The organism is Nocardia pseudovaccinii, assembly GCF_050942345.1.
In the GTDB taxonomy this organism is placed as follows: Bacteria; Actinomycetota; Actinomycetes; order Mycobacteriales; family Mycobacteriaceae; genus Nocardia; species Nocardia pseudovaccinii.
This window is the reverse complement of record NZ_CP192074.1, coordinates 3,664,702-3,677,560: the sequence shown is the minus strand read 5'-3', so window position 1 is coordinate 3,677,560 and position 12,859 is coordinate 3,664,702. Positions and strand designations below refer to the sequence as shown.

Genomic DNA, 12,859 nt, shown 5'->3' with positions numbered 1-12,859 from the left:
GTGGGCAAACGTCGAGAACCGCCCGCCACCAGCGCATTCTCGGTGTCAGGGGTGGCGGCGGATGGCGGCGGACATGAGGGCCGCGGCGGCGCAGAGGGCGCCGGCGATGTACCAGGCGAGGTTGTAGGAGCCTTGGACGTCGCGGATGACGCCGGCGCCGGTGGCGGCTATGGCGGAGCCGATCTGGTGGGAGGCGAAGACCCAGCCGAAGGCGACGGGGCCGTCGGCCCCGAAGAGCTCGCGGCACAGCATGACTGTGGGCGGGACGGTGGCGATCCAGTCCAGGCCGTAGAAGATGATGAACACCCACATGCTCGGCTGCGTGTCCGGCGCGAACAGCGACGGCAGGATCAGCAGCGAAAGTCCGCGCAGCGTGTAGTAGCCGACCAGCAGGTAGCGGGGGTCGGCGCGGTCGGTGAGCCAGCCGGAGAAGATGGTGCCCGCAACATCGAAGATGCCGACCAGCGCCAGCAGACCGGCGGCGGTGGTCGGCGGCATGCCGTGATCGTGTGCGGCACTGACGAAGTGGGTGCCGACCAGACCGTTGGTCGATGCGCCGCAGATCGCGAATCCGCCTGCGAGCAGCCAGAATCCGGGACTGCGCGCGATCGTGGTCAAGACCGTCAGCGCGCGGGTCGCGCCGCCGGTCGCCTGCACACGCAGTCCAACTGTGCTGCCGGGTTCGGCGCCGTACGCGGAAACGCCTGCGTCACTGGGGAAATCGCGGATGAACAGCAGGACCAGCGGCACCACCGCCAGCGCGACACCCGCGACGATCAGCGAGGGTACTCGCCAGCCGTGCTCATGCGCGACAGCGGACACCACCGGCAGAAAGATCAGCTGCCCGGTCGCGCCCGCCGCGGTGAGCACGCCGGTAACCAGTCCGCGCTGACGCACGAACCAGCGACCGGTGATCGTCGCCACGAACGGCATCGACATCGATCCGACGCCGACTCCGACCAAGAGCCCCCAAGTCGCCACCAAATGCCAAGGCTGGGTCATGAATACGGTGAGCCCGCTGCCCGCCGCGACGAGTACCAGTGCGCACGCCACCACCCGGCGGATACCGAATCGGTCCATCAGCGCCGCCGCGAACGGCGAAATCAGCCCGTACAGCAACAGATTCAGCGAGACCGCGGCCCCGATGGTGCCGTGGGACCAGCCGAACTCTTCGTGCAGCGGATCCAGCAGCACACTCGGCACCGACCGGAACGCCGCCGCGCCCAGGAGCGCGATGAATCCCACACCGGCGACGATCCAGGCGGGGTGCAGCCGCCTCGGCACGGAATCGACAGGTGTCCGAGGCGTCTGCAGTTCAGTCACCCGCTGAGCGTGCCGGAATTTCGCGCATCGAACGAGTGGCCGGAATGCCATAAACCGCCAAGATCGTGCCAGTCACGGCCGAGCCGAAACCGGCTCGACAGCATCGCGGGCGACACCTACTGTGTGGCGGGGGTAAGCGACGGGAACTCTCTCAGCGCCAGTGATGTGCGACACATCCGCGCCAACCGGGCGCGGGCGGCGCCGAATCGCCGGAAGATGCGACAACTGCATGCCCGGCTGCGGCGCGGGAACTCCCGCCAGGAAACAGGAGAAAGCATGATTCGGTGGGTCTGGGCCTTCCTCGACCGCCCGACGCAACGTTTCGACGAATGCGCGACATTCTGGTCGACGATCACCGACACCCAACTCTCGCCGCGACGCGGCGAGAACGACGAATTCCTCACGCTCCTACCGGACCCCGCACTCTTCGCCGATGCGGGCGTCAAAATGCAGGCGGTGACCGGACTCGGCCGGGTACACCTCGATTTCGACGTCGCCGATGTCACCGCCGCGGTCCGCATCGCGCTCGACCTCGACGCCGAACTGGTCGCCAACCACAAGAGCTACGCCGTGCTGCGGTCCCCGGGCGGTCAGATCTTCTGCTTCACCCCCAGCGGCCGCGCGAAGGGCACGCCCGCCCCGGCCGTGCGCGCCCCGGACGGCACCCTCACCCGCCTCGACCAGGTCTGCCTCGATATCGGCCCGACCGACCACGCCGCCGAATCCCGCTTCTGGACCACCCTCACCAACTGGGATCTCACCCAGGGCCGCCTGCCCGAATTCGCCCGGCTGCGCGCGAAAGAGCCACTGCCCGTACAGCTTCTGCTGCAGCGCCTAGGCGAGGACCGACCCGCCAGCGCGCACATCGACCTCGCCTCCGCGGATATCGACGCCACCGCCGCCTGGCACGAGTCCCTCGGCGCGACATTGGTCGAGCGCCATGAGCACTGGATCGTCATGTCCGATCCGGCCGACGCGCCCTACTGCATTACCGGCCGCGACCCGAACGGCGTCTGAGATCGCGCGCTGTCCGGGTGACACGACGAGCATGTTTCGGTTGTCGGCGTGTCGCGGTGGCAGAGTACCGGTGTGCCTACCAACCAGACGACCACCGGATCGCTGCTCACCGCGCTGTGCCCCGATCTGCGGGCCGCGCTGACCCGCGTCGGCTACGACGCCGACACGCTGCTGGAAGTGCTCGGCGCCGACGCGCACGCCGCGCTGGGCCGGTCCGAACCGGTACCGGTGCGTCGCGCCGCTCGCCGAGCGGGCGCACTCGGAACCCTGATCCGCCTGTTGCTGCTCGGTGACGCACTGCCCGAACGCGATGTCGCGGCCGCACTGGCACCGGTGGAGATCGACCGCGCGGTAGCCGCCGGCCTGCTCGCCCGCGACGGCGACGATGTACGCGCGGCCCTGGACCTGCGTCCGCTCGACGCGGGCGAGGGCACCCGCTGGATCCTGTCCGACCTCGACGATTCGATGTTCCGGCGCACCCTGACCGAGGATCACGTACTCGGCGTCGGACATGCCTCCCTGTCGCTGTTGCGCGCCACTCCGACCCGCCGCGTTGGTTCGGTGCTGGACCTGGGCACCGGCTGCGGCGTCCAGGCCGTCCACGCCGCCGCGTACGCGGACCGGGTGACCGCGACCGACGTGAACCCGCGCGCCCTGTGGCTGGCCGAGGCGACGGCCGCACTCAACGGACTCGATGTCGAACTTCTGGCCGGTTCCTGGTTCGAGCCGGTGGCCGGTCGCCGCTTCGACCAGGTGGTGGCCAATCCGCCGTTCGTCGTCGGCCCCGCGCGCATCGAACACACCTACCGCGACTCCGGCCTCGCCCTCGACGGCGCGAGCGAATTGGTGATCTCGCAAGCCCCCGCCCTGCTCGCCCCCGATGGCACCGCCGCGATGCTGGCGGCATGGGTGCATGTGGACGGCGAGGACTGGCGCCAACGCGTCTCGTCCTGGCTGCCCGCGCACGGCGTCGATGCCTGGGTGGTCCAGCGCGATGTCGCCGATCCGGCCCTCTATGTCGGAACATGGCTGCGTGACGCGGGTTTGGATCCGCGCGACCCGGCCGCACAGGAGCGCGCCGAGCAGTGGCTCGATGCCTTCACCGCCGCGTGCGTCGAGGGCATCGGCTTCGGCTTCGTCTACCTGCACGCCATCGACGGTCCGACCGAACTGCTCGCCGAGGACCTGAGGCACGGCTTCGACGATCCGCTCGGCGCCGAGGCCACCGCGTATTTCGCGCGCTCGGCCTGGTTGCGCCGCGCCGCCGCCGAGGAAAATCTCGCCTGGTCAACACGTTTCGTGGTCGATCCGGCAACCGCGCTTGAACGGGTCTATCTGCACAGCGAACTCGGTTGGGAACAGCAGGTCGCGCGGCTGCACCGCGGCGACGGACCGCGCTGGCAGCACGAAGTGGACGAGTCCACCATCGCACTCGTCGCGGGAATGCGCGCCGAGGGTTTGCCGTTACAAGAGCTGATAGAACTGTTCGCGCTCGCCGACGGATCGGGCGAGGTGACCGAGGAGTTCGCGGCCGACGCATTATCCGTGGTGGCCGGATTGGTTCGCCACGGTTTGGTGCGGCCCGTGTAACGAAGCGGCAACCGCTCGCATCCCGCCGGACGCTTCGCGCACGGGCTGTTCCGACAGGGTGGGGTTCTCAGGAACTTCTCAGACGCGAGTGATGGAAACCGCAGTTCAGAGCGGTTTATCGGAGCAGTAGCGGGGAACTTTCTACCTGTCGGGTCCGTTGTTCGGAGTGAGACACCACCGACAGGAGGCAAGTCATGACAAGCCCCGCCACCACTCGTGTGCGCACCAGCGATTCGGACCTCGACGCCCAGAGCCCTGCCGCCGACCTGGTACGTGTGTACCTGAACGGGATCGGCCGTACCGCACTGCTCACGGCAGCCGACGAGGTCGAGCTGGCCAAGCGCATCGAGGCGGGCCTCTATGCGCAGCATCTGCTGGAGACCGGCAAGCGACTGTCGGCCACCCGCAAACGCGATCTGGCCGCCGTCGTTCGCGAAGGCCAGGCCGCGCGCTCGCATCTGCTCGAAGCCAACCTCCGGCTCGTGGTCTCCCTCGCCAAGCGCTACACCGGCCGCGGAATGCCGCTGCTGGACCTGATCCAGGAGGGCAACCTCGGCCTGATCAGGGCAATGGAGAAGTTCGACTACGCCAAGGGATTCAAGTTCTCCACCTATGCCACCTGGTGGATTCGGCAGGCCATCACCCGCGGTATGGCCGATCAGAGCCGCACCATCCGCCTCCCCGTGCATCTGGTCGAGCAGGTCAACAAGCTGGCCAGGATCAAGCGGGAACTGCATCAGCAGCTCGGTCGCGAGGCCACCGATGCCGAACTCGCCAGCGAGTCCGGCATTCCGGTCGACAAGATCTCCGATCTGCTCGACCACAGCCGCGACCCGGTAAGCCTGGATATGCCGGTCGGCAATGACGAAGAGGCCCCGCTGGGCGATTTCATCGAGGACTCCGAGGCCACCTCGGCCGAATCCGCCGTGATCGCCGGGCTCCTGCACCACGATGTGCGCAGCGTGCTCGCCACCCTGGACGAGCGCGAACAGCAGGTCATCCGGCTGCGCTTCGGCCTGGACGACGGCCAGCCGCGCACTCTCGATCAGATCGGCAAGCTCTTCGGGCTCTCCCGCGAGCGTGTTCGTCAGATCGAGCGTGAGGTCATGTCGAAGCTGCGCAAGGGAGAGCGGGCCGATCGCCTGCGCGCCTACGCCAGCTGATTCCCGCAATAACTCGTGCCGGTGATCCCGGCGCGTGCCCATGACGCCGAACCACTCCGAGGCCGGTTCGGCGTCCGGCTTGGTGACCCTGGACGGTCACCTCGAAACGCCGACCGGTGACCGCGCGTCCCGCCCCCTCCGGGTTCGCGCGAGCCGGTCGGCGAACCCCATTCAATCGCCGCCGAGTCCATCGTCGACCGCGACGTTCTCTGGTTCCAGTTCGAGTGCGGAGTTCTCGGCCTGCAGATCGAGCAGGATCGCGAAATCCTCGTGCACTCGACCGCTGCCCACACTGGCCTGGACCAGTTGTGCGGTGGCCGCCGCAAGCGGCATCGGCACCTCGCATCGGCGGGCCGCGTCGAGACCGAGATCGAAATCCTTGCGCAGCAGGATCGGGGTGAAAGTCGGTGTGTAGTCGAGGTTTACGAAGGCTGGGGTCTTGTAGCGGGTGAAGACCGAACCCATGACGCTGCTGTTGAGGAAGTCCAGAAAGGCCGCGCGGGATACTCCGCCCTTCTCCGCGAGGACGGTGACCTCGGCCATCGACTGGGTGACCACACCGAGGAACAGGTTGTGGCAGATCTTGACCAGCCGCGCCGCATCGCCCACACCGACGTAGGTGACGGATTTGCCGATGGTGCGCAGTAGTGGTGCGACGCGTTCGTAGACCTCCAGTGGACCTGAGGCCGCGAACGAAAGTCCGCCCGCGGCGACCACTTTCGCATTGCCGCTGACCGGCGCGGCCAGGAAGCCGACACCACGCAGTTCGCAGGCCGCGCGAATGGCCGCGGAGGATTCCGTCGAGACGGTCGAGCAGTCCACCACGATCGCGGGTGCAGATTCTTCGTCGGCGAGCAGGCCGTCGGCGCCGAATAGGACCTGTTCAAGGTCGGCTTGGGTGGAGACCGTGGTGAACACCACGTCGAGGGTGCGCAGATCCGCGATGTGGTCGGCGATTGCGCAGCCGTGCTCGGTGAGTGGTTCGGCCTTGGCTCTTGTTCGGTTCCACGCCGCGACCTGGGTGCCCGCAGCGGCCAGGCGGGTGGCCATCGCGGCGCCCATTCTGCCCGTGCCGATCCAGCCGACCGCTTGTTGCTGAGGCGATTCTTCCGGGTTCACCCGCACTCCTATGCAATCGTTTGCAACGACAATGGGTAAGACTCACACTAACATGCAGGGCTCTTGCCACCTGCTACGGTGCAAACGAGTGCAGGGCGCCCACGGCCATAGTGGGCTCATAGCGCTGTTCATCGCGCGCCGCAGTCCACACCCATGGCGCACTGCGGCCCGCCCATCCCACGCGCCGTCACCGATCGTCAACGCCGTTGCCCATCCCACGCCGCCGCCCGCCGCACATCGCGCGCCAGCGGCCCATTCCAGCGCCGCGGGCCCACCGCACCGCCGTCGCTCCATCGCGCGCCGCCGGCCCACCACACCGCCGCCTATATCCATCGCGCACTGCGGCCCATCGCCCATCGCACGCCGTCACCGATCGTCAACGCCATCGCCGCCCGTCCCACGCCGCCCGCCCTTCGGCAATCGCGAACCGAACCCATCGCGCTACGGCAATCGCCATAGCCATCGCGCCGCCTGTCCATTCCCACGCCGCGGCACATCGTGGCGACGCCGCTCATCGCGCACCACGCGCTGCCGCCAATCGCCGTAGCGCACCGCCTGTCCAGTTCCTCTCGACGGCACACCGTGCCGACGCCTACTCCATCGCGCGCAGCCCTGCGGCCCAACGCCATCGCGCCGTCACCGATTGCCCAATGCCATCGCCGCGGCACATCGCGCAGCCGCCCGTCCATCGCGCGACGCCGATCGCTCATCACCGCCCGCCCGACGCAGGCATACGATTTCGACTCGGCTGAACACCACAAGCCACTTCGGGTTGCGGCTGAAGTCGTTGCCCGAGAAAGCGGACGGATATCTGCCTGCGCTGCCGCTATCTGCACGCACGGCGTCCGGGATGGCCCAGGCGCTGAATCCGGCGCTTGGCGTGGGGATGACGCGAGGTGGGGCCGTGCGGGGGCCGCTTAGTATTTCTGCAATGCAGGGACCCACGCTCCGGGATGTGGCCGATGCGGCAGGTGTGCATACGGCCACGGCGTCGCGCGCTCTGAACCCGAATGCCCGCGCCTTGGTGAATCCGGAGACTGCGCGGCGAGTGCTGCGGGCGGCGGAAACGCTCGGTTATCGGCCGAATCCGATTGCCAGGAGTCTGAAGACCGCGAAGTCCGGGACGGTCGGGCTGGTCATCCCTGATCTCACCAACCCCTTGTTTCCACCGATCGCGCGCGGCATCGAGGATGTGCTGGCCCCCGCGGGGTACAGCACCCTCATCGTCAATACCGACGACCGGCCCGAACGCGAGCAGGCGCAGATCACCTCGCTGCGCTCGCGCCAGGCCGAAGGTCTGATCATTGCCACCGCACTGCTGAAACATCCGCTACTGCAGCAGTTGCACGAGCAGGGCGTGCCGATGGTGCTGGTCAACCGCCGCACCGAGGAACTCGCCGTCGGATCCGTCGCCGCCGATGACGCGGCGGGCATCGGGCTCGCCGTCAAGCATCTCGTCGAGTTGGGCCACCGCCGGATCTTGCACCTCGCAGGCCCGCAGACCACCTCCACCGGTGTCGAGCGCCTGCGCGCCTTCCGCACCGCCGCTCGCGAACACGACCTGGACGACTCCGATCGAATCATGGTGTGTGACAGGTGGACCGAAGACGCCGGAGCCCGAGCCCTGCGCACCGCACTGGATTCCGCCGACGATTTCACCGCCGTTGTCGCCGGAAACGACCTCATCGCCCTCGGCTGCTACGACGTCTTCGCCGAACGGAACATCACCTGCCCCACCGATATCAGCGTGACCGGCTTCAACGGCATGCCCTACCTCGACAAGCTCAGTCCCGCCCTGACCACCATCGCCATCCCCCACCACGACATCGGCCGCGAAGCCGCCCGCATGCTCCTCGAATCCATCGCCGAACCCGACCGCACCCCCCGCTCGGTCCTCCTCCCCCCATCCCTCGTCCCCCGCGCGTCCACCGCCCGACCCCGCCACTGACACATCTGCCCGCGATCGCGACGCCGCTGAGATACTCCTGGGCGCAGCCACGGCCCCGCTGCACGGCTCAGCACCTAGCAAACCGCTCCACGCGCAAAAACGGTAGCGAATCGAACGACCGGCTTGAATCTGACGGATTGCGACGTAGGCCCCCGCTCCCGTGCAGCCACGGTCTCCGATCGAAGCGGTCCATGCGCCATGCACCGGCACTTCGAGCCACCTGCTCAACCCCGCCGCTGACCGGTTCGCCCGCGATCGCGACGCTGCTGATGCTCCACGGCGCCACCGCGATCCCCCGCACCGCGCACCCCCGATCGAACCGGTGCGTACGCTAGCCGGTCAGCGATTCGCACCAGCCGACGCGAGATCGCGATGCCGATGAGTGCAGCCGGTCGCCGCCTGACCGGCCGACACGAGCAACTCGCACAGCGTCGCGACTTCGTCGACTAGCGCCGATGCTCTCGGGCGCGGCCCGTACACCACTCACGATCGATCGAACCGGCTCATGCGCTACCCGGCGGCGATTCACACCTGACGCAGGACCGCAGCGCGCGCGAGTGCAGCAGACTGGTGCGTTGAGCGGCTCGGGGGTCGTGTGGCTCGGAGCGGCGGCGAGTTACGGGAGCTCAGCCGAGGCGGCGGGGGCCGGTGTCGAAGCGGCTGGGTTGGGGGCCGAAGCGGGCTCGGGCGTAGAGGATTGCGGCGGCGTTGGCGGAGGCCAGGACCGGATCGAAAGATAGTTCGCGGATTTCGGGGAGGTCGTCGAATAGGGCCGAGACGCGTTGGACGAGTTCGACAAGCGCGGGTTTGTCGACACGGGGGCTGGCGGGGGTGCCGGAGAGGAGGGGGGCGGCGCGAGGGGCGTCGATGAGGGCGCTCGCTTCGTCGCCGGTGAGTGGGAGGGCGCGGTAGGCGCGGTCGCCGAGGAGTTCGATGATCATGCCGGAGAGGCCGAATTCGATGACCGAGCCGAAGGACGGGTCGTCCTGCACACGCAGCACACAGCCGACGCCGGGGCTGGCCATCTTCTGGATATGCACGGCGGGATCACCGCATAGTTCCACCAGGTGCGAATAGGCCTGGCGCACGGCTTCAGGCCGCCACAGGTCCAGCCGAACCCCGCTGAGATCCGGTCTGCGCCGCCACATTTCGCCGGTCGCCTTGGCCGCGACCGGATAGCCGAGTTCTTCGGCCGCCGCCATCGCCTCGTCGGCGCTGCGGACCTCGCGGAATTCGACGACGCGAATTCCGTAGCAGTCCAACAGGTCCACTGCTTCCAGATCGGTGAGCCAACGCCCGTCGGATTCGCGCATCCAGCCCGCGACCAGCCGCTCGGCCCGTTCCGCGTCGATGCCCGGCGGACGAACCACGGTCGACACCGGTTTCGTGCGCCATTGCGCGTATCGGTGCGCCCTGGCCAGCGCCCGTGCGGCCCGCTCGGGATCCGGATAGGAGGGTATCGAGCCGCGCACCGCCGTACCGCCCGGACCGCGCATGGCCAGTAGGTTCGGAATCCCTTGCTCGGCAACGAAAGTGGTGAGAATGGGTTTCGCCGCATCGGGCACGGCCGCTGCCGCCTCGCGAATGGCATCGGCGAATCCGGCCATCCGCAGTGGCACCGGCGGTGCGAAAACCACGATAACCGCATCGATCTCGTCCGAGCGCAGCGCGGCGACCACCGCGTCCAGATAGGCACCGGGCGTCGCGTCGGGCCCCAAGTTCACCGGATCGCCGATCGACTGCTCGTCCACCACACGCTCGGTCGGGCGCGGTCGCCGAACATTGTCGAACGGCACCGTGGCTGGACGTCGGACCTCGAGCCCCTCTCCGCGTGCGGCATCGACGGCCAGCCAGTTCAGCGCCGCGCTGTTGCCGATCACGGCGACCCGAGGCCCCGTGGGCAGCGGCTGATAGCCCAGCAGCGCCGCACAGTCGAACAACTCCGAAATCGAGTCGACCTGAACGATTCCCGACTGCGCGAACAGGTCCCGCACAATCGATCGGTCCATATCGCCGGTCGGCTGGGCCCGCGCGGCCAATCGCCCACTGCTCACCGCGACGATCGGTTTACTCCGCGCGACCCGACGCGCGATCCGGGAAAACTTGCGCGGATTACCGAAGCTCTCCAGATACAGCAGGATCACATCGGTGGCGGAGTCGGAGTCCCAGTATTGCAGCAGGTCGTTGCCGGACACATCCGCGCGATTACCCGCCGAGACGAATGTCGACAACCCGAGGTTTCGCGCGGCCGCCTCACCGAGGATGGCCGCACCCAACGGCCCGGACTGACAGAAGAATCCGATGCGCCCGGGCCCAGGCAGTACCGAAGCCAGGGTCGCGTTCAACGAAACCGAGGCATCGGTATTGGCGATGCCGAGCGCGCTCGGTCCGACCACCCGCATCCCGTGTCCGCGTGCCGCGGCAACCAACTCGTGTTCGGCGACCACGCCGCCATCGCCGGTCTCCCCGAAGCCCGCGGTGAGCACGACCAATCCCTTGACGCCCTTGGCCATACAGTCGTCCAGAACCGAGCTGATCGCCTCCGGAGGCACGGCAACCACCGCGAGATCCACCTCATCGGGAATATCGCGCACCGTCGGGTAGGCACGCACCCCGCGCACCGATCGCCGGTTCGGATTGACCGGGAACACCGGCCCTTGGAAAACCCCGGAAAGCAGATTGGCCAAGATCACTCCGCCGACCCGGGCCGGGCCCATAGTGGCGCCGATCACCGCGACCGAACGCGGCGCGAGCAGATTGCCGACACTGCGCGCCTCGGAGGCGCGTTCGCGCGAATCCCGGACCGAGAGTAGGGCTTCGGTGGGATCGATGGCGAACTCCAGATGCAGCACCGAACCGTCCCTGGCGCGCTCGACCTGATAGCCCGCGTCACGGAATACGGTGACCATCACGGTGTTCTCGGCGAGCACCTCCGCGACGAACGTCTCGATCTTGTTCTCCGCAGCCGCACCCGCCAGATGTTCGAGCAGGATGGAACCGAGCCCGCGTCCCTGATGCTCGTCGGCCACCACGAACGCGACTTCGGCGGCGCGCGGCCCGGTGCGGTCGGTCAGCAGTTCGTAGCGGCCGACCGCGATGATCGCCTCACCCAGAACCAGCAGCAGTCCGACCCGGTCGTGGTGGTCGACATGGGTGGAGCGGTACAGATCCTTGGGCGAAATACGCGGGTACGGACCGAAGTAGCGCAGGTATCGGGAGCGATCCGACAGTGCCGTGTGGAATTCCTGCAGCCGCTCGGTGTCATCGGGCGTGATCGGGCGCAGTCGCACCACGCCACCGTCCGAGGCGAGTACATCGGCGAACCAGTGCTGTGGCGGCGGAGGCGGTACAACGGGCGTATTCGGGGAATCCGGGACGGGTGGGTTCTCAGTCACGGGGGTCCTCCGGATCAAGGCCGAGCAACCCGAAGGTGGCTCGGCGCGTAGCCAATACGGCCGTATCGATAGCGCGTTGCGCGCGGTCGGTGCGCGCGTCCCCAGTTTCCCCCGTGCCGCCGGGACCATCCCACGGGCGGTAGGCGGTGTCACCACCGTCACCCATGGTGCGCGGCGGATCGACGGTCGGCGCCGCGGACTGGATCCTATCGATCCAGTCCTGCGGCACCACGGTTTCCGGTGCGATGGTGCGATCCAGCGCGGTCGCGAGCAGATGCGTCCAGGCGCGCGGCACCACCCGCACCAGGCCGTAGCCACCGCCGCCGACGGCGAGCCAACGGCCTTCGGCGTATTCGTCGGCCAGATCGCGCATGGCGATGAAGGCGGCGCGTTGACCGTCGACGGTCAGTTCCATATCTGCGAGGGGGTCCTCCCGATGGGTGTCGACACCGCATTGACTGACCACGAGCTGCGGCCGGAACGCCGCCAGCGCGCCGGGCACGATCGCGTGAAAGCCGCGCAGCCACTGCGGATCCCGGGTGCCCGGCAGTACCGCCAGATTGATCGCGGTGCCCTCGGCGGCGCCGTGGCCGGTCTCCTCCGGCCAGCCGGTATTCGGCCACAGCGTGGCCGGATGCTGATGAATCGAGATCGTCAGTACTCGGGGGTCGCCGTAAAAGGCGCGCTGCACACCGTCACCGTGATGCACGTCGACATCGATGTAGGCGATCCGATCGAATCCGTGGTCCAGCAGCCAGGAGATGGCCACGGCCGCATCGTTGTAGATGCAGAATCCGGCCGCCGAATCCGGCATCGCGTGGTGCATGCCGCCACCGATGCTCACTGCGCGCCGAGTGCGCCCGTGAGCGATCTCGCGGGCCGCGGTCAGTGTGCCACCGACGATCACCGAGGCCGCCTGATGCATCCGCGGGAACACCGGATTATCCGGTGAGCCGAGACCGTACGGCGGTGCGAGCGGCGCACCCGCGGGCGGTGTGGCATTTTCGACGGCCTCGATGTAGTCCGCGGTATGGATGCGCAGCAAATCGGACACTTCGGCCCGCTCGGGCACCAATCGCTCGACACCGTCGAGTAATCCGAGACTTTCCGCCAGGGCCATGGTGAACTGCAGGCGCGCCGGTTTCATGGGGTGTTCCGGCGTCCATGCGTAGTCGAGGAAGCGGTCGGTCCAGACAACCGTGCCCGATCGCGCCTCGAGATCGCTTTCGTCCAGCGGCGCGGACTGTTCGCCGTGCGGTGCAGTGGCCATGCTCGCAACGCTACGCGGGAAGGTAACGGCCCCG

The 12,859-nt window shown here is 68.0% G+C and carries 8 protein-coding genes; 4 read left to right on the top strand and 4 right to left on the bottom strand.

Features of this window, described 5'->3' with window-relative positions; translation table 11 throughout:
• Nucleotides 1–45 precede the first annotated feature (45 nt).
• Entirely contained in the window at nt 46–1,374 is a 1,329-nt protein-coding gene (locus tag ACQPZ2_RS16505; protein WP_433526358.1) for an MFS transporter, read from the bottom strand.
• Between the two features lie 225 nt (nt 1,375–1,599).
• Here ACQPZ2_RS16505 and ACQPZ2_RS16500 point away from each other — a divergent pair, with 225 nt between their 5' ends.
• The 3 genes from ACQPZ2_RS16500 (at nt 1,600) to ACQPZ2_RS16490 (ending at nt 5,093) form a co-directional block, all read left to right on the top strand.
• Entirely contained in the window at nt 1,600–2,340 is a 741-nt protein-coding gene (locus ACQPZ2_RS16500; RefSeq protein ID WP_433526357.1) for a VOC family protein, read from the top strand.
• A gap of 72 nt (nt 2,341–2,412) precedes the next feature.
• Entirely contained in the window at nt 2,413–3,930 is a 1,518-nt protein-coding gene (locus ACQPZ2_RS16495; protein WP_433526356.1) for a DUF7059 domain-containing protein, read from the top strand.
• Nucleotides 3,931–4,124: 194 nt separating this feature from the next.
• Complete coding sequence (locus ACQPZ2_RS16490) at nt 4,125–5,093, top strand: sigma-70 family RNA polymerase sigma factor (RefSeq protein ID WP_433526355.1); 969 nt, start codon at nt 4,125–4,127, stop codon at nt 5,091–5,093.
• 171 nt (nt 5,094–5,264) lie between these two features.
• Here ACQPZ2_RS16490 and ACQPZ2_RS16485 read toward each other — a convergent pair whose 3' ends face one another.
• The gene (locus tag ACQPZ2_RS16485; protein WP_433526354.1) at nt 5,265–6,212 is read right to left on the bottom strand and encodes an NAD(P)-dependent oxidoreductase; all 948 of its coding nucleotides are present in this window, start codon (nt 6,210–6,212) and stop codon (nt 5,265–5,267) included.
• A 931-nt stretch (nt 6,213–7,143) separates the two neighbouring features.
• Between ACQPZ2_RS16485 and ACQPZ2_RS16480 the strand changes: the two genes are divergently transcribed.
• Entirely contained in the window at nt 7,144–8,160 is a 1,017-nt protein-coding gene (locus tag ACQPZ2_RS16480) for a LacI family DNA-binding transcriptional regulator (protein WP_433526353.1), read from the top strand.
• Nucleotides 8,161–8,786: 626 nt separating this feature from the next.
• Here ACQPZ2_RS16480 and ACQPZ2_RS16475 read toward each other — a convergent pair.
• Both ACQPZ2_RS16475 and ACQPZ2_RS16470 read right to left on the bottom strand, forming a co-directional pair.
• Nucleotides 8,787–11,555, bottom strand: a complete 2,769-nt coding sequence (locus tag ACQPZ2_RS16475; protein WP_433526352.1) for a GNAT family N-acetyltransferase — start codon at nt 11,553–11,555, stop codon at nt 8,787–8,789.
• Nucleotides 11,548–12,825, bottom strand: a complete 1,278-nt coding sequence (locus ACQPZ2_RS16470; protein ID WP_433526351.1) for an acetoin utilization protein AcuC — start codon at nt 12,823–12,825, stop codon at nt 11,548–11,550. The genes ACQPZ2_RS16475 and ACQPZ2_RS16470 overlap by 8 nt, the downstream gene beginning before the upstream one ends.
• Nucleotides 12,826–12,859: the final 34 nt, after the last annotated feature.

What these genes read in the sequence shown, in the direction of transcription:
- ACQPZ2_RS16505 (WP_433526358.1), bottom strand. Translation starts at nt 1,374, where the DNA reads ATGGCATTCCGGCCACTCGTTCGATGCGCGAAATTCCGGCACGCTCAG.
- ACQPZ2_RS16500 (WP_433526357.1), top strand. Translation starts at nt 1,600, where the DNA reads ATGATTCGGTGGGTCTGGGCCTTCCTCGACCGCCCGACGCAACGTTTC.
- ACQPZ2_RS16490 (WP_433526355.1), top strand. Translation starts at nt 4,125, where the DNA reads ATGACAAGCCCCGCCACCACTCGTGTGCGCACCAGCGATTCGGACCTC.
- ACQPZ2_RS16480 (WP_433526353.1), top strand. Translation starts at nt 7,144, where the DNA reads ATGCAGGGACCCACGCTCCGGGATGTGGCCGATGCGGCAGGTGTGCAT.
- ACQPZ2_RS16470 (WP_433526351.1), bottom strand. Translation starts at nt 12,825, where the DNA reads ATGGCCACTGCACCGCACGGCGAACAGTCCGCGCCGCTGGACGAAAGC.